We start from the raw sequence: 22,486 nt of genomic DNA on the forward strand, positions 1-22,486 counted from the left end.
AGGAATGGGACTCAGTAGGATGTGATTCCGTCGGATTGTCAAAGATTCGATGGAGGCCACGATGCTATGGACTGATATCACCCGTGCTGAGCAGAACCGCAGTTCCAACCGCTATCCAAGCGATTTGACGGATGCCGAACGGGCTATTGTCCGCCCTTTTGTGCCACCCGCACGTCCAGGAAGCCGCCGCCGAACAACCGATATGCGCGTTGTTTTGAATGCGATCATGTACACCGCAGGCGGCGGGATTGCTTGGCGCATGTTGCCAAAAGACGTTCCGCCGGTCTCCACTGTGGGGGGCTATTTCTACCGCTGGCGCAATGACGGCACGCTTTCAGTACTGAACTTCGCGCTCGTGCAAATGGCGCGAGAGTTTGATGGCAAGGAGCCATGCCCAGGTGCCGGGGTCATTGATAGCCAAAGCGGCAAAACCACAGAAGACACTAAGCCAGGTTCCCCCCTTCTGGAACACATTACCACAGTTTCAACGTTGCCTCCTGAGCCCGACGGCAAAGCTTGCGCGTGCGCATTAATTAATGTATGCATTAAATTCAGTCAGCGTCAACGCCCCGGATACTTGTTGAGCCTGTATGGCAGGAAAAAAGCCACGGGTTCTATCATCAATCGGCTCTGCGGAAGAGCGGCTGAATGACGGTGCAATCGCGATGGCAGAAGCAGGAAAAAATATGGTTCAGAATTCGAATGTTTACACCATCGCGGTTTTCGATGGTGACGGCATCGGCCCGGAGATCATGGCTCCAACCCTGAAGCTTCTGGAAAACACTGCAGGCCTGCTGGGTGGTTTTTCGTTTGAGTTCATCCATCTTCCTGCAGGCGCCACTCATTTCAGCGAAACCGGTGAAGCGCTGCCCAAAGCCTCGATTGATGCAGCCCGCGCCGCAGATGCGGTGCTCCTGTCAGCCATGGGGCTGCCCTCGATCCGCAAACCCGACGGCACCGAGATCACGCCACAGATTGATTTGCGGTTTGAACTGGGCCTGTATGCCGGGGTGCGGCCGGTGCGGGTCTATCCGGGCCAATCCACACCGCTGTCTGATCCGCGTGCGGAACAAATTGATTTCGTCCTCATCAGAGAATCCACCGAAGGCCTGTTTGCGCATATGCATGAAGGCCAGATTCATGGCGACAGTGAAGCAACGGAAACCTTGCGGATTACCAGAAAAATCAGCGAAAAACTGTTTGATTTCGCCTTTCGCCTGGCAACGCAGCGCGCCGAAAAACGGGGCCGCAAGGGCCGCGTCACCTGCGTTGATAAAGCCAATGTGTTCCGCGCTTTCTGGTTCTTCCGCACAATCTTTCTGGAACGTGCCAAGGCATTTCCCGATATTGACGCCGATGCCGCCTATGTCGATGCCATGGCCATGTGGATGGTGCAGAGGCCCTGGGAATTTGACGTGCTGGTAACAGAAAACATGTTCGGCGACATTCTGTCCGATCTGGGGGCAGGCATCATGGGCACGCTGGGACTGGCGCCGTCCGCTGATATCGGTGATGATTCTGCTGTGTTTCAGCCTTGCCACGGGACCGCGCCCGATATCGCCGGCCAGGGCATCGCCAATCCTCTGGCGATGATTCTATCAGCTGCCATGATGCTGGAATGGCTCGCCGTTGAACATGATGATACAGCGCTGGCGCAGGCCGCCCGTCTGATCGATGCTGCAGTTGGTGAAAACGTGGTGGCAAAGTGCAATCTCACAGGTGATCTTGGCGGAACATCATCCACCTTGGACTGTGCTGATGCGGTGATTGCAGCGATACAACGGCTGGCGGGGTCTGACAGCTACTCCGACAAGGTTGCCTGACTGATGGCAGAGCCTGCTTTTCGTGTCGGAATGGTCGGCTATGGCTACTTTGCAAAGTTTCATTTGAATGCCTGGCGGCGGCTTCAGAACGCATCGCTGGTGGCTTTGGCCGAGACCGATCCGCAACGCCGCGCCGAGGCCCGACGCGATGCGCCGGAGCTGGACGTGTACGACACGGTCGAAGACATGCTAACGGCTGGCTCGGTCGACATACTGGATGTTGCCACACCGCCATCTACTCATCTGGAGTTGATCCGGCCGGTCCTCGGACAGGTCTGCGCGGTAATCTGCCAGAAGCCGTTTTGCGATTCGTTGCCACAGGCGCAGGCCCTGGCAGAGGCTGCAAAAGACAGCTCTACGCTGCTGATCGTTCACGAGAATTTCCGTTTTCAGCCATGGTATCGCGAAATCCGGCAATTGTTGCAGGCGGGACGGCTCGGTCGTGTCATTCAGGCCCGGTTCTGCTTTCGTCCGGGAGACGGGGCAGGTCCTGACGCCTATCTGAGGCGGCAACCCTATTTCAGAGATATGAAACAATTTCTCATCCGCGAAACCGGCATCCACTGGGTTGATGTGTTTCGCTTTCTGTTTGGCGAACCGGTGGCACTCAGTGCGGATCTATTTCGCACCAATCCGGCGATCGCCGGTGAAGACAGCGGTAGCTTCACCTTCCAGATGCCCGACGGCGCCCGCATTACATTTGACGGCAACCGCGCCCTTGACCATGCCGCCAGAAACCGGCGGCTGACGATGGGCGAATTCCTGATCGAAGGCACCAGCGCCAGCTTGCTTCTGTCCGGTGATGGGATCATCGAGATACGTGATTTTGGCAGCGACATCTGGCAGCAACATCCCTATTCTTTCGAAGACCGGGATTTTGGCGGCGATTGCGTCTACCTGTTTCAGCGCCATGTGCTGGATCATTTATCCAGCGCAGCGCCGCTGGAAAACACCGCCTCGGACTATCTCAAAAATCTGGCAATCCAGGACCTGATTTACCGGTCGTCGCATGAAGGCGAAAGATTGGCGCTGAACGAGGTGAGGGACAGGCAGTGACAAAGGCGGCGCGAAAAACCGACACGCGAACCCGGCAGGCCTATCAGAGATTGAAGAGCCTGTTGATGGACAATGCGCTGAAACCGTCCGCCTCCTATCTGGAAACCGAGTTGGCCGACATGCTCGGGATGAGCCGGACACCGGTGCGCGAGGCGGCACTTCAACTCGAAAGCGAAGGGTTTTTAAGTATCCGCCCGCGCCACGGCATTACCATCTTGCCGATTTCCATCGAGGATATGCAGGATATTTATGAACTTCTGACCGAGCTGGAACCTTATGCTGCTGAAAGGCTGGCGCGTGCCGGCTTGTCCGACAGTGGCCGCGATTTGCTGATGTCCCATGTCAGCGCCATGGAAACGGCACTGGACACCGACGATCTGGTGGCCTGGGCCAAAGCCGATGAGGCCTTTCACATGGCTCTGGTGCGGCTCGCCGGCAATCAGCGCCTGTCGCGAATGGTCGCCACATTCTGGGATCAGGTGCACCGCGCCCGCATGGCGACGCTAACTCTGCGACCAAGACCAGTGCGCTCCAATGAAGATCACCGGCGTCTGGTTGACTATCTGGCAGCGGGCGACTGGGAGGCGGCGCGCAAGCTGCATCGAGACCACCGGGAAAATGCCAAGAACATGCTGGTCGACCTCATCACCCATCACAATCTCAACCATTTATAGGAGACCTATGTGAGTGATCTGTGGGAGATTTTTGCGCTGAAATATGCCGAACGCGGCAATCGCACCCGCGCCGATTCGTTTATTGCCGATCCGCATCATGATCTGCCCCATGAGATGGATTATTACGTCTGGGTGTTGCGGCAAGAATCGCGCCAGAGATCGCGGGTTATTCTGGTCGACACCGGATATGACACCGAAGAAGGCGTTGCCAGATGCCGGGAAATACAAATCCATCCAGCCGAAAAGTTGCGCCAGTTCGGGATTTCTCCCGAAGCAATCGACACAATCATCCTCACGCATCTGCATTATGATCATGCCGGGTCACTGAAAGCCTTTCCAAATGCCGATCTTCATGTTCAGGCCCTGGAAATGAGTTATGCAACCGGGCCATGCATGTGCCACGATCATCTGCGCGCGCCATTCACCGGCGAACATATCTGCGACATGGTGAGGGCGCTTTTTGCAGGCCGCGTGCATTTCTCGTCCGGCAGCAAAACCATTGCCGAGGGCGTGGAAACCCATCTCATTGGCGGGCACAGCCGCGGATTGCAATGTGTGCGCGTGAAAACCGCGCGCGGATGGGTCGTGCTTGCTTCGGATGCGAGCCATTATTATGAGAATTACCGCCTTGGAAAACCCTTTCCGATTGTTGTAGACGTTGAGGATATGCTGACCGGATTTCAGACACTTAAGCAGCTTGCAGAAAGCGACAGCCACATTATACCGGGGCATGATCCGATAGTGCGTTCAATCTACCAGCCGGTTCATTCCGGCGATGACAGCATTGTCGCACTGCATGTGGCTCCAAAAGGCGGAATTTTATGAGTGACAGACCAGTCCTGCTAGGCGCAGTGGCAGATGATTTTACCGGCGCCACCGATCTTGCCGCACTGATGGCACGCGCCGGCCTGTCGGTGTCCTTGCGCATAGGCGTACCCAAAGGCGATCCGGTATCAGATGCGGATTGCGAGGTGGTCGCGCTTAAAATCAGAACCGAACCGGTGAAGCAGGCGGTTACCGAGGCCCAGGCAGCGCTCGACTGGCTTCAGGCAATCGGTGCCGGCACGTTTTTCTGGAAATATTGCTCGACCTTCGATTCCACCGCGACGGGCAATATCGGCCCGGTGGCAGAAGCGATGATGGCGCAGTTGAACTGTGACCAGACCGTGTATTGCCCGTCCTTTCCGGAAAACGGCCGCACCGTCTTTCAGGGCCACATGTTTGTGGGCGAGGACTTGTTGAGCGACAGCCCGATGCGCAACCATCCGCTGACACCAATGACCGATTCCAGCCTGCTGCGGCTGTTGGCACCGCAGGTGACGAAACCTGTCGGCCTTGTCAACCGGCGCACTGTATCCAGCGGTATCGCTGAGGTTCAGGAGCAGTTGCGGCAGCTCAAGAATGACGGCTGCCAGCACATCATTCTGGACGCCATCAATGATGATGATTTGAATGTGCTGGGCGCTGCTATCGCCTCGTTGAAGCTGATTACTGGCGGCAGCGCGATTGCCCTGCCTTTGGTGCGCGCGCTGTCCGGCGCCACCGGCAGCCGTCGCCAGACAGATGACAATGCTCCAATCGACAATACGCCGCTGATTCTGAGTGGCAGCTGTTCGGCCATGACCCGCAGACAGGTTGCCCGTTTTGCAGCCAGCCATGCCGCCCTGCAACTCAACCCTCTGGACCTGGCGAAAGACGGGGCGGCTCTGCAACAGGCAAAACACTGGCTTGGCTCACAGCCGCCCGGCAGCGCCAAAATGATTTACGCCACAGCCGAGCCGGATGAAGTGAAGCAGGCGCAATCTCAATTGGGCCGGGACAAGGCAGGACAACTCGTTGAAGACGCGCTTGCGGAACTGGCCCAGACCGCTTTGCAGACCGGTCACCGCCGTTTCGTCGTCGCCGGGGGCGAAAGCTCAGGTGCGGTGACAAAGGCGCTGGCCGTCGATCAGTTGCGGATTGGCAAGGAAATCGCGCCCGGTGTGCCCTGGACCTTTGCCAGAACCGGAAAATTCGACATTGCGCTTGCGCTAAAATCGGGCAATTTTGGCGATGAAACCTTCTTTGAACAGGCTCTGGAAGTATTGCAGCAATGAACGAATCGGCTCAGCGTGATGAAATGGTGCTGCTTGCCCGCTCGATGTTCGAGCGCGGCCTGACACCCGGATCAAGCGGCAATCTGTCATGCCGTTTGGAAGCCGGCGGCTTCCTGATGACACCGACAAATTCAAGCTTCGGGTTTCTGCAGGCTGAAACCCTGTCAAAACTCGATGATGACGGTCGCCATGTATCAGGTGACAAGCCCACTAAGGAGGATTTTCTCCATCTTGCCATGTATCGCGGACGGCCCGATACCAAAGCCATCACCCATCTGCATTCGACCTATTGTGTCTGCCTGTCATGTCTGAAAGAGGTGGATGAAACCAATATGGTGCCGGCCATAACGCCCTATGTTCACATGCGCGTCGGCCCGGTCGCAGCTGCGCCGTACAAACGCCCCGGAGACAAGTCGCTTGGACCGGAAATTGAAAAGCTGGCGGCAAAACATTCCGGTATCATCATCCGCAACCATGGCCCTGTAGTTGGGGCACAATCCATTCGCGACAGTGTGTTTGCCATGGAGGAACTGGAAGAAGCCGCGCGGATTTTCCTTTTGACCCGTGGCATGGATCTGAATTTTCTGACTGATCCGGAATTGGCCGAACTCGATGCCATCAGCCTGGGCCGTTAAGCGCCGCGATCCTTGACAGATTCCATCGCCACATGGGTGCTGGTATGGGCCACATGCGGCAGGCCGGAAATGGTTTCTCCCAGAACCCGGCGGTAGTCGGAAATATGCTTGGTGCGCACTTTCAGCAGATAGTCGAAACTGCCTGCAATCATGTGACATTCTTCAATTTCCACAACCGACCGGGCCGCCGTATTGAAGGCCCTGAGCGCAGCCTCACGGGTGTCTTTCAGCTTGACTTCCACAAAGGCGATATGGGCGCGGTCGAGCTTCTGCGCATTCAGGACGGCACGGTAGCCCAGAATATAGCCTTCCGATTCCAGCCGTTTCAGCCGCACCTGGCAGGGCGATTTTGACAGACCGATGGTCTCGGCCAATTCTGTCACCGTGATGCGGCCGTTCTGCGCCAGCACTTTGAGAATCTTTTCGTCAAAAGCGTCAAGACCATCCGTTCCATGCGTTTTGTCCGTCATAAGGAAATTTTCCTGTGTAAACGTCTTTTATCAGGACATACTAGCTCCACTCATGCAAAAAAGAGAGAACAATATAGCAGGAGACGGATAATATACACCTGATCGGGTCATGTGTCCTTCTCGGGCATGCTACACACCCGGATGTGACCTTGAAATATTGGACCGACAGATGCCCACTCCTGATGCCATCGCTGAAGATCTCTCCCGCTTGAGGGAAATCATTCGTGACAATGTGTTGGCTGATGAAGCAGGCGCATTGCAGCGTTTGATCCAGCTCGCAGGGCAGACCCCGCAGATGGCTGCATCAATCGAAGCAAGTGCGTCAAAACTGGTGACAGAAGTCCGCAAGGCCAAAAATCCCGGTCTGATGGAGGTGTTTCTGGCCGAGTATGGCCTGTCGACCCGGGAAGGCGTTGCTCTGATGTGTCTGGCAGAAGCACTGCTGCGCGTGCCGGACAGCCATACGATTGACGCGCTGATCGAAGACAAGATTTCCCCTTCGGACTGGGGCGCGCATCTGGGCCATTCCAACTCGTCTCTGGTCAACGCTTCGACCTGGGCTTTGATGCTGACCGGCAAAGTGCTGCGCGACGATGAAGGCCCGAATGCCAGTATTGCAGGCACATTGCACGCGCTGGTGAAACGCGTCGGCGAACCGGTGATCCGCAAGGCGGTGGCGCAGGCGATGCGCGAACTTGGCCAGCAATTTGTCCTTGGCCGCAATATTGACGAGGCGATGAACCGGGCGGCAAAACAGGAAGAACGCGGCTACACCTACTCTTATGACATGCTCGGCGAGGCAGCTCGCACTGAAGCTGACGCCAAGCGCTATCATCTGGCCTATTCGGAGGCCATCAGTGCCATCGCAAAACGCTGCGAGAGTGAGGATATCCGCGAAAATCCGGGCATTTCCGTCAAGCTCTCTGCCTTGCATCCACGCTATGAGGCACCCCACGCGGCGCGTATCGTTCCCGATCTGGTGAACCGCACTCTGGCGCTGGCCAGCCTCGCCAAATCGGCCAATATGGGCTTTAACATTGATGCTGAAGAGCAGGACCGGCTTGATCTGTCGCTTGATGTGATTGAAGGCATTCTGTCAAATCCGGCACTTTCCGACTGGGATGGATTTGGCGTCGTCGTTCAGGCCTACGGACCGCGCGCCGCCTTTGTCATCGACTGGCTGCATGCCCTGGCGCTGAAACTTGACCGGCGCATCATGGTCCGCCTGGTGAAGGGCGCCTATTGGGATACAGAGATCAAACGTGCTCAGGTGTTCGGCCTCGATGGCTTTCCCGTCTTCACCCGCAAACCCTCGACCGATGTCAGTTACATCGCCTGCGCCCGCAAATTGCTCTTATATGCCGACCGGATTTACCCGCAATTTGCCACCCATAATGCCCAGACAATCGCAGCTGTACTGGCCATTGCCGCCGATGAAGCCAGTCCGGTGGAATCCAGCCCGGTGTTTGAATTTCAGCGCCTTCACGGCATGGGTGAAACCCTGCACAATGCGGTGATGGCCAGCCACAACACGCGCTCCCGCATTTATGCCCCGGTCGGGGCTCACGAGGATTTGCTGGCCTATCTGGTACGCCGCCTGCTGGAAAACGGCGCCAACAGTTCCTTTGTCAATCAGATCGTCGACAAACAGGTGCCGGTCGAAGCTATCGTCGCCGATCCGTTCAAAGTGGTGGCCCACTATCTGCCCGACGCCCAAAACCCGAAAATTGCCCGTCCGCAAGCCCTGTTTGGTGCGGCACGCAGCAATGCCAAAGGCTGGGATATCACCGATCTGCGGGATCAGGCTTTTGTCGTCAACGCCATGAGCAGCGCTCTGCCGGACCAAACCACCGGGCCGATTGTCGCCGCTTCCGGTGACGCAGCGGGTATGCCCGCCGAGCCAAGATATAATCCGGCAAATCCGCAGCAGAAAATCGGCTCAGTCATCCCGGCGACAGTCAGCCAGGCGGAGGCCGCGATCACGGCAGCCCTTGGCGGTGCTGCCGGCTGGTCAGCGAAATCTGCTACCGAGCGTGCCAAATGTCTGCGCGCCGCGGCTGATCTCTATGAAGCTGACGCAGAGTTGTTTTTTGCTCTGGCCTGTCAGGAGGCGGGCAAAACTGCGGCAGACGCCATTGCCGAGCTGCGCGAGGCTGTTGACTTCCTGAGATATTACGCATCAGAGGCTGAACGCCTTGAGGCGCAAGACCCGTTGCAGGGCAGGGGCGTTTTTGTCTGCATATCGCCGTGGAATTTCCCGCTGGCGATTTTCAGCGGTCAGATCGCGGCAGCACTGGCTGCAGGCAATGCGGTGCTCGCCAAACCGGCGGAACAGACCCCGCTGATTGCCGCTCATGCCGTCAGCCTGCTGCACAAGGCGGGCATTCCAGCCGATGCCCTGCAATTGCTGCCGGGGCCCGGTGCTGAAATCGGACAGGCGCTGGTCTCCGATCCGCGCATTGACGGCGTTTGCTTTACCGGCTCGACACCAACCGCAAAACGCATCAATCGGGCGATGGCAGACAATGCCGCCCCCGATGCGCCGCTGATTGCCGAAACCGGTGGCATCAACGCCATGATCGTCGACAGTTCCGCACTGCCGGAGCAGGCGGTGCGTGATATTGTTGCCTCCGCATTCCAGAGCGCCGGCCAGCGCTGCTCCGCCCTGCGCGTCCTCTATGTGCAGGAAGACATTGCCCCCAAACTGCTGAAAATGCTGCAGGGCGCGATGAATCTGCTGGTGGTCGGAGATCCGGCCAATATTACCACCGACATCGGCCCGGTGATCGATACTGACGCCAGGGACAAGATCGATGCCCATATCCATGCAGCCGAACAGGAAGGCCGGCTGCTGAAACAGGTCAAAGCGCCACAGTCCGGCACATTTGTCGGGCCAGCGCTGATCCGTGTCGATGGAATCGAGGAAATTGCCGAGGAAATTTTCGGACCGGTTCTGCATGTCGCGACCTTCAGGGGCAATCAGCTTGCCGCCGTCGTCGCGGCCATCAACGCCAAGGGGTTCGGTTTGACGTTCGGGCTGCACACCCGTATCGATGATCGCGTGCAGACCATTGTCGACAGTATCAAATGCGGCAATATCTATATCAACCGTAACCAGATCGGCGCGGTGGTGGCCTCGCAGCCTTTCGGCGGCGAGGGACTGTCGGGCACCGGTCCGAAGGCCGGCGGCCCGCATTATCTGCAGCGCTTTGCCAGAACAGCAGCGGTGGCGGTTGTGGCGGGGAAGAAACCGGCGCAAACACTTGATTTTGCCAAAGTGCAATCAGCGCTCAATTCAATCCGCTACGATCAGCAACTGCTGGAAATCACAGACATGGCCGGCCCGACCGGCGAATCCAACCGGTTGAGCAGTTTTTCCCGCGGAGTCATCCTCTGCCTTGGGCCAACTTCCGAGGCGGCTTTGGAACAGGCCCGCCTGGCGGCAGGTTTCGGCTGTGCCAGCCTGGCCGTGGCGCCGGGGCTGAGCGGGGCGAATGCACTGGACGGGGTTCTCAACCTGGACGATCTGGCAACGCTGTCCGGTTTTGATGGAGTCGCCGCCTGGGCGGATGACGCGGTGTTGCGGCAGATGCGTATCGCTTTGGCGCGCCGCGAAGGTGCGATTCTGCCGCTGATCAGCAATCAGGATTTTTCGCCCTGCATTCTGGAGCGCCATGTCTGCATTGACACCACGGCAGCGGGCGGCAATGCCTCGCTGCTGGCGGCGGCCTGACAAACTCTAAAACGGCAGACCTTTCTCCAGCACCCGGATCAGCGGCTGCAGCTGGGTCTCGTATTTACGCCATTTCTCCACCGATCCCTTGTAGATCGGCTGGCGCACCTGGGTCACGCTGGCGGTGCGCACGGCGCGCTCGGCCTCGTGGAAGTTGAGGCAGTTCGGGTCCCACTCCAGCCCGCAGAAATCCAGCACCTTGCGGGTCTGGCTTTCCAGATTGGCCACCATATCCTCATAGCGGTTCTCCAGAATTTCGCCGGGAAACAGGCTGTTCCAGTGTGCCATCAGCTCGCGGTATTTGTTGTGATACTGGCCCAGTTCTACAAGGTCATAACCATACTGGTGGCCCTCATTGCCGAAAATCTGCTTGAAAATGGCAAAGGCGTTGTCAATCGGATTGCGATAGCTGTGAATCACTTTAGCTTCCGGCAGGGCCAGTTTGATGAAGCCGACCTGGACAAAATTATGCGGCATCTTGTCGGTGATAAAGGGACTGTCTGAATCGATCTCGCGAATCTTTTCAATATAGGCGGCGCCGATCTCGCGGAAGGTTTCCTGCGTCACCTTGCCCGCCTTCAACTTATCTTCAAAGGTCTGCATGTCCTTGAATCGGGCGCGCACAGCTTGCGGCATGAAGCCCAGCTCTCCTGCCCCGAAGACATCGCGGTGAGCGTGAAACACCTGTTCCAGCAAGGTGGTGCCGGAGCGTGGCATGCCGACAATGAAGATCGGTGTTTTATCTGCAAACCCGCCTTTGAACTCAGAGATCAGAGCCGGTGTAAACAATTTCATGCGCATATCGAATTGGCGAAAATCATCGGCCTGATTGTAGAAGAATTTCTTGCGCTTCAGCCGGTTGCCCTCCTTGTAGTAAAAGAAGGATTGTTCAAAGTCCTTGATCGCCTCAAAGGCTTTTGCCAGGGCCATGGCAAGGTTCATTTTCGGGTCTTCATGCCCGTCCTTTTCTTGTTCGCCCTGCAGGATTTTTGCATAATCCACATCCGGAATGGTTTTATAGAGGCGCTCCATATTGGCCAGATCGTCATCGTAGGATTCGAATTTCTTCGACCGGGCAATCGATGTGTAGGCACCGACATTGTTTGGCGAACGGTTAAGGATCTCCCGGAAAATCGCCTCCGCGTCATCGATTTTGCCAAACGTAATCAGAAGATTTGCCTTCTGGTTCAGCAGCCGCCCGTGGTTGGGTTGCGTCTCGAGCGCCGTATCCAGAGCCGCGACAGCCTTGTCCAGCGCACCCAGTTCACCGTGGGCAAGGGCCATTTCAACATAGGCTTCCAGAAAATCAGGCGTGATGGAAATGGCTTTTTCCAGCACCGGTACAGCCAGAGCGAATTGCATGATCAGATTGTAGCCCTTGCCCAGATTGACCATTGCCGGCACGAAGTCGGGGTCGGCTTTCAGCGAGGCTTCGAAACAGGCGACCGCCTCTTTGGCCTTTTCCAGTTCCAGCAACGCCAGGCCGCAATTGTTGTGAAAGGTCGGGCGGGTCGGTTCGGCCTTGATGGCTTTCCTGAACCAGCGTGCCGCCAGACCATGATTGCCGGCTTCGACGTCTATGATCCCGAGAGAATTATTGGCGTCGGGAAAATTTTCGTCGATCTGCAAAATCGCATGATAGGCCAGCTTGGCCTGCTCCGGCTGGCCGCCGGTATACAGTTTGTGGGCCTGTTCCAGCATCGCCATCAATTGCTGGGGGTCGCCCTTGGTGCGGTATACCCCGCCACGTTTTTTCTTGCGGGCAGGTGCCAGGGACACAGCGGAAGCCTGATTTGCCTGGGTCTGTCTTGCCAGCCGTCTTTTTTCTGCGCGGTTCATATCTCTCACCGGTCTATCTGTATCTGTATCTTTATCAGCAAAAATCGGGGGCGTTTTATCACCTTGTCGCGGATCGTCCAATGGAAACGTAGCTCAGACCCGCATCCCTGGCAGTGTCGGCCTGATATATATTGCGCAGATCGACCACCACATCACCGCGCATCAGCCGTTTGACCGTGGCCATGTCGAGCGCGCGATAGGCGTTCCACTCCGTCAGAATGACGACAATATCGACATCGCTGATGGCCTGTTCGGCGCTTTCGCAAAGAAGTGTGTTCGGAAGATGCGGCTTTGCTTCCGCCATCGCCTGCGGATCATGGGCTTTCACCACCACCCCGGCAGCCTCCAGGATGGGAATGATGGTAAGGCTTGGCGCTTCACGCATATCATCGGTGTTCGGCTTGTAGGCCAGCCCCAGAATGCCGGCAGTCCTGCCTTGGGGCGCATCGCCGAGTTCTGCCAGAATTTTGCGGGCCATTGCCACCTTGCGGTTCTCGTTGACGCTGACGACAGTCTCGATCAGGTTTTGCGCTGCACCGTATTTGCGGCCGGTGGCGGCAAAGGCCCGTGTGTCCTTGGGAAAGCACGAGCCGCCGAAGCCGGGCCCGGCATGGAGGAATTTGCCGCCAATGCGGTTGTCCAGTCCAATCGCTTTGGCAACTTCCCGCACATCGCCGCCGGTCTGCTCGCACAGATCCGCGACTTCATTGATAAAGGTGATTTTCATCGCCAGAAAGGCATTGGCGGCATATTTGATCAATTCCGCATTTTCGGGGGTTGTCACCACAATCGGCGCATCGCGCAGATAGAGCGGGCGGTACAATTGCTGCAGAATGTCTCTGGCATGATCGTCGGTGACGCCAACCACAACCCGGTCCGGGCGCATGAAATCCTCAATCGCAGAGCCTTCGCGCAGAAATTCCGGGTTGGACGCCAGCGAGAAGGCGACGCCCGGCCGCTCCGCCTCGATGATGCCTCGCACTTCGGCACTGGTGCCAACGACCACGGTGGATTTCAGCACAATCACCGTTTCCGGCTTCATCGCCCGCGCAATCTGCCGGGCCGCCGCATGGACATATTGCAGATCCGCCTCGCCATCGCCGCGCCGCGATGGTGTGCCCACCGCAATAAACACAACATCAGCCCTGGCCACCGCAGCATCAAAATCGGTGGTAAAGGTCAGGCGTTCGCGGTTTTCTTCCAGCAGGCGGTCAAGCCCCGGCTCATAGATTGGCAGAATGCCCGCGTTCAGCGCCTCGATTTTTTGGCTGTCCAGATCAACGCAGGTGACCTGAAAACCGAATTCCGAAAAACAGATACCGGAAACCAGGCCGACATAACCGGTGCCGATGATGGTGACTTGCATGAATGCTCCTGTGTGCGGGTCGGGGATGTGCTGCGCTTCTATTGCGCCACTGTTGTAAAGTCACGGCAAAAACCGGCATTGTCCGGAAAGCCGTCATCCCCGGACTTGTTCCGGGGACCCAGCGCCCAGAATCGCAATGGCCGTGCAGCGCCTCGACAGTTCCCCCTATTGTCATCCCCGGAACAAGTCCGGGGATGACAATAGGGGGGTAGGAGCAAACCACGGGGCAGGGGCGATAGATAATCAGGATGTCGATGACGAGCGATAGTGTTGGCAGCATCTGCACGCGCACTACAATATATACCCGCGTATGCACCCGTGCGAGGTCAGCATAGAGCTACCCGCCAAACCCCCGCCGACCCCCAATCCCGTCACGCCCAACCCCCAAAGCCGTCATCCCCGGACACCAGTGGACTTGTTCCGGGGATCCAGTACCCCGAATCGCGACGGCCTTGCAGCGCGTTCTCATCCCCGATTTCTGGATTCCCCGAACAAGCCCGGTGATGATCACAGGGAAGAAAGAACCATCAAACTCAGGGAATCGCATGCGCGCCCACCCTGAAAACGCCCCGGATTCGCATATCAACACCGCACACCAACCCCGCCTGCGCCGCCGTCAATCCCCGGATTTCCGCCACACTTCACAACAGAGTCTTAAGAACTCCGGCCCAATCTGTGTTCAGAATGCAACACTGACAGGGCAAGGTGCCGCGTGAGGGGTTCATTGCGCTTTTTTCCATTGATGAAATGCATTTGATCCGCAATGGTCATCTTGCGTTCGGGGCGATTCATTCGGCGGGACTATCCGTCAGAAGACATCGCCTCAACATTGGGGGGTTTGATCCCGGTTCAGTGAACCAGCAAGTCAAGCCCGGAAAATTGAAATGACTTTGGAGGTCATATTATGAAAAAGAGCCTTTTGCTCGGCTCCGCCGCTGCTCTGATCGCCGTTTCCGGTGCTCAGGCCGCTGACATGCCAATCGTAGAACCAGTTGATTATGTTCGTGTGTGTGATGCATTCGGCGCTGGTTTCCACTACATTCCCGGCACAGAAACCTGCCTGAGATTCTCCGGCCGTGTACGGACGGAATTCGGCATTCGTGACGACAATGATGACGACACCGTAGACAGCACCTTCTTCAACTCAAACTTTGAGCTGGTTGTGAATGCGTCTTCGATGACAGAAGTCGGCATGCTGGTTGGCCAGTTTGCGATTTCCGGTTCCAATGAAGGCAACGTGTCTCTTGGCGATGCCTGGATCACAATCGGTGAAAACATTCTGGTTGGTCGCGAGACTTCCCGTTACGATTTCGGCGGTGGCTACGGCATTTATGACGGTTACTATGTTGATGAAGGCATCAACCAGTTCACCTTCATCATGCCATTCGGCAACGGCCTGTCCATGACCCTGGGTCTGGAAGACGGTCGTGACCGCCGCGCCAAGATCGCCCAGTATGCTGGCGAAGACGTCACGGTCAATGGAACCTATACGACTCAGTTTGTGGATTCAAAGACGTTCAAGACAGATACCAATGGCCCCTCGGTAATCGGCGGCACCAAGACTTTTGTGTCCTCCGTGTTCACGAAAACGGTCGTCTATAACGTCAACACCGTAATTTCGACTGGTTCGAATCTCGGTGACGCCAAATATGGCGGCATGGAAATTCCTGATGTGGTTGCCAGCCTGCGTATTTCCCAGGGCTGGGGTTCTGCGCAGATTTCCGGTGCATTGCACCAGATTCGTGCAATCACTACCATGCCAGCAGGTCCTTTCTCTTCACCGACCTCCACCTTCTTTGTGACGCCTCCTTTGGTTGCAGCCGGTACGCTTGACACAGATTATGGCTGGGCCGTTCAGGCCGGTGTCGAGCTGAATGTCGGTTCCATGACCAAAGTCAAGGTTGTCGGTGCCTATGCTGATGGTGCCATGCACTATATTGGCGGCAGCGACTTTTATGAAGCAGCTGTTGATCTGACCACCGGCAACATCACCGACACGATGAGTGGCTGGTATGTTCTGGCCGGTCTGAGCCAGGATTTCTCCAGTAATCTTAATCTTGGTATCACCGGTGCTTACCATGATTTCGACGATCAGGCTGAAATCTGGATGGTTGGCGCAACCTTGCAGTATGAAGTTGTCGAAAATCTCCTCGTCAGCTTGGCCGGTCAGTACGTCGACACGAAGATCGAAGATAATGAAGCACTTGATCTGGATGCCGACGACAGCAGCGACAGCTGGGAAGCCAAACTGCGCATTCAGCGCAACTTCTAAGCTGATCTGACACCAGTCAGTTTTACGTCTTCAAGAAGGCCCGGCGGGAAACCGCCGGGCCTTTTTCATGTGAGACAGTGAGACACCAGGTAAAGCCCCGACACTCACCTAAAACTCGTCGTCCTCGGACTCGTTCCGGGGACCCAGCGACCCGAATCGGGATGGGTATTGAGCGTTTGCACGTCCCCAGCCTCTGGATCCCCGGAACAAGACCGTGGATGACGATAGGGATAGATGTATATTGAGCGATACACCCGTCGCAGCGAACTTCGATGATACAAGGCCAGCCCGACCTCCCAATCCCGTCATCCTTGGGCTTGTCCCAAGGATCCAGCGCTAAGAATTGCGATGGTTTTGCAGCTGTGAGCGCACAAGCGTCTGGGTTCCCGGGACAAGCCCGGGAATGACGAGAGAGTATTGGTGAACGCCGGAAAGTGCTGACGCCAAACCCGGGAGTTGTGAAAACCATCAAGGCAGGGAAATCAGGGCATGTCGTCAAGGCAGGCGGTGAGGCCTCCGCTACAAGCCCTCGACTCCCAATCCCGTCATCCTTGGGCTTATCCCAAGGATCCAGCGGCCCGAATCGAGATGGTATTGCAGCGTTTACACGTCCCCAGCCTCTGGATCCCCGGACAAGTCCGGGGATGACGATAGGGATAGATGTGTATTGAGCGATACGCCCGTCGCAGCGAACTTCGATGATACAAGGCCAGCCCGACCTCCCAATCCCGTCATCCTCGGACTTGTTCCGAGGATCCAGCGCCCCGAATTGCGATGGTATTGCAGCGCGTGAATCCACTCTCCGGAAAGACGGAGAAAATTGCGGCGGGCAAGGGATGACATCAAGCATTGGGTTACAGAGTTTGACAAAAGCGCATAACCTGTCTGATATGACAGCAAACGCAAAGCGGGTGAATTTTAGAAAGGTGCGGAAGTCACTTGCATCGGCACCTGCCTTACCGCCAGATCGACCAGCTTCTCCACTTTTGCGGCAAAACGTTTGTAATTTTCAAGGTTTGAGCCATATGGGATTTATTCGCCTGCATCGTCGCCAATGATTTCAGCATGTGTGAACCATTTTTCAAATCCACTCCGGTTGGTGAAATACCTCCGTTTCAGGTAAGCCACCACTACAATGCCCACAGGAATTTTATAATATATTGCCAAGAAAGAGAATATGAAGTTCATATCGGACAAAGTCGAAGTCGAAAAACCGTTCCTTGAGCTATGTGACAAGATTCAGGAGTGTGGCAGCTTCATCCATCCGGATGTTATCATTGAATGCAGCGCAGGAAACATGCGCATTCGCGCACCCGAAACTATCAAGGAGGGAGAGCGGCTGATTTCCTTAACGGCGAGATGCCTGTTGCCGTACAGGAAGTTCAAGTTTGACCTTAACCAGAGCCAGATCGTCATAAAATATTATGACGATGATCTGGCATCCGAGCAAGTTGAGATGATGCAACTCATGCTCAAGCTCTTCAACGCGTTGGATAAATTCGCGCAGCACAGTAAAACATCGACGCGTTCACTGTATTACAAGGATCGTGAATTTCTTGATTTACTGTTTAAAATGAGAAGTGATGGTCAAAAAAATTATGGAAGGTTTCAAGGCGTAACGCTGAACGAATTCTTATTGGACGACTTTTTTCACAGTCGGGTACTGGGCGTCAAAAACGAACTATATCAAAACCCATACTTCACTCATGCTGATGCCAATCAGCGCGCGAAAATTCAAGTATGCATGCCGATCATGGACTGCATCAATCATCATCCCAACTCACTCGGTTTTCAATATTCACCCGGCCCAAAATTGACGGTTCGCAATTCAAAACCGATAGCAGACAACGATGAGTGTTTTGTAATTTACGGACTTTATGACGCAGTAGACATGTTGTTTGCGTATGGCTACCCAGAGCCACATGCAAAGTATGTTCGCTCGGTGCCTCTAACAATCGATTTCGGAAGCCAAACAATAAATGTGCTATCTTCTCTTCGGCGTGTCAAGCATGCGAACCTGAAGCCTCACTTGAAGAATTTAGAGTTCTTTTTGCCCAGGATTGTTATCAAACCAGAAAAGAAAACAGTTGAATTGTCGCACCTCTATATCCCCCAAGAGACCGCACCAAACGCGTTGCGCCGTGTATTAAAGCATGCGTTGAGTAAACTTGATTCGGGTATTCAGGAAGGTGATACCGTTGCGATGGTTTTGAAAGCGGAGAAGGAAATCATTGACGCCAATCTCCGATACTACCGTGATTTACTCAAGATGCTCGCGCAAAGGGAGACGGCCCCGGGAACGGAACAGATCGTTGAAAACGTGGTGAGTGTCGCCAACATTCAGATCGAGAAAATACAGAATTATCCGCATTTTCAGGACACATCAGTAGGGTAGTCGAGACACAAACAATAGGGTGATACTGTTATTTACACCAAGGGGATATATCGACTTGATCTTGTGTTTCCACCGACTGCAAACATGCTGTTTTATCATAGCACAATCGATGGCGATCTGTTGCGTGTCGATTTCCATACGGGTTTTGGGGTTCCACTCATTTCATCCGCCTCAACATTGCAGAGGTGTTGGAGGATTTTGGTACGTTCAAGGCATTGCAGAGCGTGAGCGAACAAGTGTCTGGATTCTCGGGACAAGCTCGTGAACGAATAAGGCGTATTGGTGAAAGCCCAAAACCCCACAATTTCCCGTTTTCGCCTCACAATAGAAATCCATGTCTGGCAAATCGGTGCCACACTTGCTATCTCAGCGCCATATTTGCAAAAGCGTGGTTAAATGTCCCAGAAACTGTCTCATCTCAAACGCCTCGAAGCTGAAGCGATTCATATCTTTCGCGAAGTCGCAGCCTCGTTTGAAAATCCTGTGATGCTGTATTCCATCGGTAAGGATTCCTCAGTGCTGCTGCATCTGGCGATGAAAGCCTTCTATCCGGCCAAACCGCCATTTCCGTTTCTGCATGTCGACACGACGTGGAAATTCCGCGAAATGATTGAATTTCGCGATGAAACCGCAAAGCGCCTCGGCATCGAGCTGCTGGTGCATATCAATCAGGATGGCGTCGACCAGGGCATCAATCCGTTCGATCACGGCTCCAACACTCATACCCACATCATGAAAACCGCTGCACTGCGTCAGGCGCTGGATAAATACGGTTTTGATGCGGCTTTTGGCGGCGCGCGCCGCGACGAGGAGAAAAGCCGCGCCAAGGAGCGCATCTTCTCATTCCGCGACAGCCAGCATGGCTGGGACCCGAAAAACCAGCGCCCGGAAATGTGGAAGATCTTCAACACCCGTGTGGCGAAGGGGGAATCGATCCGCGTGTTTCCGATTTCCAACTGGACCGAACTGGATATCTGGCAATATATTCTGCTGGAGGACATTCCGATTGTGCCGCTGTACTTTGCCCGCCAGCGCCCGGTGGTCGAGCGCGACGGCATGCTGATCATGAAGGATGATGAGCGCATGCAGCTGAAGCCGGGTGAGAGCGCGCGCAATCAGCTGGTGCGTTTCCGCACCCTTGGCTGCTATCCGCTGACCGGTGCCATTGAATCCGATGCCGATACACTGGAAGCGATTGTCAGCGAAATGCTGGTCGCCCGCACATCGGAGCGGCAGGGCCGGCTGATCGACCGCGATGAAGCCGGTTCCATGGAGAAGAAAAAACGCGAGGGGTATTTCTGATGGACGGCCTTGCCACGCCCGCCGCTCTGAAATCGTTTCTGGCCGAACAGGAACAGAAAACCCTGCTGCGGTTTCTCACCTGCGGCTCGGTTGATGACGGCAAGTCCACCCTGATCGGCCGTCTGCTCTATGACACCAAGCTGATTTATGAAGATCAGCTGGCCACTCTGGAAAGCGAAAGCCGCAAATGGGGCACGGTCGGCGAAGACATTGATCTGGCACTGCTGGTTGATGGCCTGGAAGCGGAGCGCGAGCAGGGCATCACCATCGATGTGGCCTATCGCTATTTTTCAACATCGCAACGCAAATTCATCGTCGCCGATACGCCCGGTCATGAGCAATACACCAGAAACATGGCCACCGGCGCGTCGACGGCGGATGTTGCCGTGGTGCTGGTCGATGCGCGCAAGGGCATTCTCACCCAGACCCGCCGCCACACTTTTATTGCCTCGCTGCTCGGCATTCGCCATGTCATTGTCGCGGTCAACAAGATTGATCTGGTCAATTATGATCGGTCCGTATTTGACAGGATCGATGCGGATTTCCGCGCCATGTCGGCTGATATGGGCTTTGCCAGCATTACGCCGATCCCGTTGTCGGCGCGCTACGGCGACAATGTCACAGCGCCCTCGCCGAATATGGACTGGTATAATGGCCCGACGCTGCTTGGACATCTGGAGACAGTGGAATTCGAATCTGAGCGCATTCAGGGGCCTTTCCGTTTTCCGGTGCAATATGTTGTGCGTCCCGATTTGAATTTCCGCGGCTTCGCCGGAACAATTGCCGCAGGCACGGTAAAACCCGGCGACACGGTGGTGGTCGCCAAATCGGGAAAAACCAGCAACATCAAACGCATCGTCACTATGGATGGTGATCTGGATGAAGCTGCTGAAGGCCAGGCGGTGACGCTGGTGCTGGAGGACGAGATTGAAGTCTCGCGTGGCAACATGCTGGTCGCTCCGGAAGACCGCCCCGAGGTTGCCGACCAGTTTGCCGCGAATATCGTCTGGTTTGCCGAAGACGCCATGCTGCCGGGTCGCCAGTTCATTCTGCGCACCGAAACCGACAGTTCCACCGTATCGATCAACGATCTGCGTCATCGCATCGATGTCAACAGCTTTGCCCATGAGGCGGCCAAAAGCCTGGAGCTCAACGAAGTCGGCTATTGCCATCTCTCCAGCCAGTCACCGATAGCCTTTGATGCTTATGCCAAAAACCGTGCGACCGGCGCTTTTGTCCTGATCGACCGGCTGACCAATGCCACTGTCGGTGCCGGCATGATCGTCCATGCCTTGCGCCGCGCTTCGAATGTTCACTGGCAGGCAATCGATGTCGACAAGAAAACCAGGAGCGACCAGAAGGGCCAGAAAGCCGTCGTTCTGTGGTTTACCGGCCTGTCCGGGTCCGGCAAGTCGACCATTGCCAATCTGCTGGAAAAGAAACTTTTGGCAGAAGGCCGTCACAGCACCATTCTGGACGGCGACAATGTACGTCACGGCCTCAACCGTGATCTTGGCTTTACCGAAGAAGACAGGGTGGAGAACATCCGCCGCGTTGGCGAGGTTTCCCGATTGATGGTCGAGGCCGGACTGATTGCGCTGGTGTCGTTTATCTCGCCATTCAGAGCGGAACGGCAATTGGTCAGTGATATGTTGGAAGAGGGCGAATTCATCGAGATTTTCGTCGATACGCCGTTTGAAGAATGCGCGAGGCGCGATCCGAAAGGGCTTTATGCCAAGGCTTTGCGCGGCGAAATCAAGAATTTCACTGGCGTCGATTCGCCGTATGAAGCTCCCGAAAACCCGGATATTCATCTTGAAACATCGGGCCGGACACCTGCTGAATTGCTCGACACGCTCGAAGAGGCTCTGCGCGCCAGAGGAATTATGGCATGACGGGTAAACAGCAGGAAAAACTCGGCGAAGCGGCGCTGGCATCCATGATCGGCATGTTTGAAGAGCTGGCTCTGAAGGCCGGAGCGGCCATCATGCCATTCTACGAAGATGGCTGCGAGACGCAGATCAAGCAGGACAATTCTCCGGTGACCGCCGCTGACCACGCCGCTGAAGAAATCATTCTGGCCGGATTGCGCGCGGCCTATCCCGATATTCCGGTGGTCGCCGAAGAGGAAGTCTGTGCCGGGCACATGACGGCAACGGTCGGCCAGCGGTTTTTCCTGGTTGATCCGTTGGATGGCACGCGCGAATTCATCAATCAGCGCTCTGACTTTACCGTCAACATTGCTCTTATCGAGGATGGTCAGCCGGTCGCGGGCACCGTCTATGCACCGGTGCGCGGCGCGATGTATTCCGGATTTGGCACAACAGCAACCGAAACCGAGGTGGTACAAGGCCGCATTGGCCGGAAGGTCGCTGTAAAAGTCAGTGGCAAAGCCAGACCGGAAATTGCCGTCGCCAGCCGCTCACACCGAACCGAAGAAACCGACGCTTTTCTGAAATCCTGTCACATCACGGACTGCGTTTCGGTCGGTTCATCTCTCAAATTCTGCCTTCTGGCGAAAGGCGATGCCGATATCTACCCGCGCTTTGGCCGCACCATGGAGTGGGATACTGCGGCTGGTGATGCCGTGCTGCGCGCTGCAGGCGGATCGACAACCTGCGCCGACGGCTCGGCCTTTGCCTATGGCAAACAGCAGCAGAGCCATGATGAGCCCTTTGCCAACCCCTTCTTTATCTCCATGGGCCACCGCCAGAGTTAATAGTCTCGCAAGCGATTGCGGGGCTGTTGCATCCGAAACCGGGCCGGCAAATCGCCCTGCCGGAGACGTGGCAGTTGACGAACGGCGTGCGATGTTCAATCCTCTG

General features: G+C 55.9%; 15 protein-coding genes and 1 pseudogene. 13 read left to right on the forward strand and 3 right to left on the reverse strand.

The window, feature by feature from the left end; all coding sequences use genetic code 11:
• Positions 1 to 61: 61 nt before the first annotated feature.
• From RAL88_RS21760 to RAL88_RS20205, 7 genes and pseudogenes are all read left to right on the forward strand, one after another.
• Positions 62 to 439: pseudogene (locus RAL88_RS21760) on the forward strand (transposase); the annotation flags it as partial.
• A 247-nt stretch (positions 440 to 686) separates the two neighbouring features.
• Complete coding sequence (locus RAL88_RS20180; protein ID WP_306265957.1) at positions 687 to 1,823, forward strand: isocitrate/isopropylmalate dehydrogenase family protein; 1,137 nt, start codon at positions 687 to 689, stop codon at positions 1,821 to 1,823.
• Positions 1,824 to 1,826: 3 nt separating this feature from the next.
• Positions 1,827 to 2,879 (forward strand): Gfo/Idh/MocA family protein, encoded by a 1,053-nt coding sequence (locus RAL88_RS20185; protein ID WP_306265959.1) that lies wholly within the window; start codon positions 1,827 to 1,829, stop codon positions 2,877 to 2,879.
• Positions 2,876 to 3,553, forward strand: a complete 678-nt coding sequence (locus tag RAL88_RS20190; RefSeq protein ID WP_306265961.1) for a GntR family transcriptional regulator — start codon at positions 2,876 to 2,878, stop codon at positions 3,551 to 3,553. Before RAL88_RS20185 ends, RAL88_RS20190 begins: the two co-directional genes overlap by 4 nt.
• A gap of 9 nt (positions 3,554 to 3,562) precedes the next feature.
• Positions 3,563 to 4,378 carry an N-acyl homoserine lactonase family protein gene (locus tag RAL88_RS20195; protein ID WP_306265963.1) on the forward strand — a complete coding sequence of 272 codons (816 nt, stop codon included), beginning with the start codon at positions 3,563 to 3,565 and terminating at the stop codon, positions 4,376 to 4,378.
• The gene (gene otnK / locus RAL88_RS20200; protein ID WP_306265964.1) at positions 4,375 to 5,649 is read left to right on the forward strand and encodes a 3-oxo-tetronate kinase; all 1,275 of its coding nucleotides are present in this window, start codon (positions 4,375 to 4,377) and stop codon (positions 5,647 to 5,649) included. The genes RAL88_RS20195 and otnK overlap by 4 nt, the downstream gene beginning before the upstream one ends.
• Positions 5,646 to 6,284: an aldolase gene (locus RAL88_RS20205; RefSeq protein ID WP_306265966.1), complete on the forward strand. Its 639-nt coding sequence runs from the start codon at positions 5,646 to 5,648 to the stop codon at positions 6,282 to 6,284. Before otnK ends, RAL88_RS20205 begins: the two co-directional genes overlap by 4 nt.
• On the opposite strand, the gene RAL88_RS20210 is transcribed toward RAL88_RS20205, so the two are convergent.
• Positions 6,281 to 6,754 carry an Lrp/AsnC ligand binding domain-containing protein gene (locus tag RAL88_RS20210; RefSeq protein ID WP_306265968.1) on the reverse strand — a complete coding sequence of 158 codons (474 nt, stop codon included), beginning with the start codon at positions 6,752 to 6,754 and terminating at the stop codon, positions 6,281 to 6,283. The two genes, RAL88_RS20205 and RAL88_RS20210, sit on opposite strands and share 4 nt — an antisense overlap.
• 169 nt (positions 6,755 to 6,923) lie before the next feature.
• Here RAL88_RS20210 and putA point away from each other — a divergent pair, with 169 nt between their 5' ends.
• Positions 6,924 to 10,487, forward strand: a complete 3,564-nt coding sequence (gene putA, locus RAL88_RS20215; protein ID WP_306265969.1) for a bifunctional proline dehydrogenase/L-glutamate gamma-semialdehyde dehydrogenase PutA — start codon at positions 6,924 to 6,926, stop codon at positions 10,485 to 10,487.
• 6 nt (positions 10,488 to 10,493) lie between these two features.
• On the opposite strand, the gene RAL88_RS20220 is transcribed toward putA, so the two are convergent.
• Positions 10,494 to 12,326, reverse strand: a complete 1,833-nt coding sequence (locus RAL88_RS20220) for a tetratricopeptide repeat-containing sulfotransferase family protein (RefSeq protein WP_306265971.1) — start codon at positions 12,324 to 12,326, stop codon at positions 10,494 to 10,496.
• A 58-nt stretch (positions 12,327 to 12,384) separates the two neighbouring features.
• Positions 12,385 to 13,692 carry a UDP-glucose/GDP-mannose dehydrogenase family protein gene (locus RAL88_RS20225; protein WP_306265973.1) on the reverse strand — a complete coding sequence of 436 codons (1,308 nt, stop codon included), beginning with the start codon at positions 13,690 to 13,692 and terminating at the stop codon, positions 12,385 to 12,387.
• Between the two features lie 904 nt (positions 13,693 to 14,596).
• Between RAL88_RS20225 and RAL88_RS20230 the strand changes: the two genes are divergently transcribed.
• From RAL88_RS20230 to cysQ, 5 genes are all read left to right on the forward strand, one after another.
• On the forward strand, positions 14,597 to 15,964 hold the full coding sequence (locus RAL88_RS20230; RefSeq protein WP_306265975.1) for a porin: 1,368 nt from the start codon (positions 14,597 to 14,599) through the stop codon (positions 15,962 to 15,964).
• Positions 15,965 to 17,141: 1,177 nt separating this feature from the next.
• Positions 17,142 to 18,359, forward strand: a complete 1,218-nt coding sequence (locus tag RAL88_RS20235; protein ID WP_306265976.1) for a hypothetical protein — start codon at positions 17,142 to 17,144, stop codon at positions 18,357 to 18,359.
• Between the two features lie 396 nt (positions 18,360 to 18,755).
• Entirely contained in the window at positions 18,756 to 19,661 is a 906-nt protein-coding gene (gene cysD, locus RAL88_RS20240; RefSeq protein ID WP_306265978.1) for a sulfate adenylyltransferase subunit CysD, read from the forward strand.
• Positions 19,661 to 21,556, forward strand: coding sequence for a sulfate adenylyltransferase subunit CysN (gene cysN / locus RAL88_RS20245; protein WP_306265980.1), 1,896 nt, complete (start codon positions 19,661 to 19,663; stop codon positions 21,554 to 21,556). Before cysD ends, cysN begins: the two co-directional genes overlap by 1 nt.
• Positions 21,553 to 22,380, forward strand: coding sequence for a 3'(2'),5'-bisphosphate nucleotidase CysQ (gene cysQ / locus RAL88_RS20250; RefSeq protein ID WP_306265982.1), 828 nt, complete (start codon positions 21,553 to 21,555; stop codon positions 22,378 to 22,380). Before cysN ends, cysQ begins: the two co-directional genes overlap by 4 nt.
• The last annotated feature ends 106 nt before the right edge of the window (positions 22,381 to 22,486 follow it).

Source organism: Pararhizobium sp. IMCC3301 (genome assembly GCF_030758315.1).
Lineage (GTDB): Bacteria > Pseudomonadota > Alphaproteobacteria > Rhizobiales.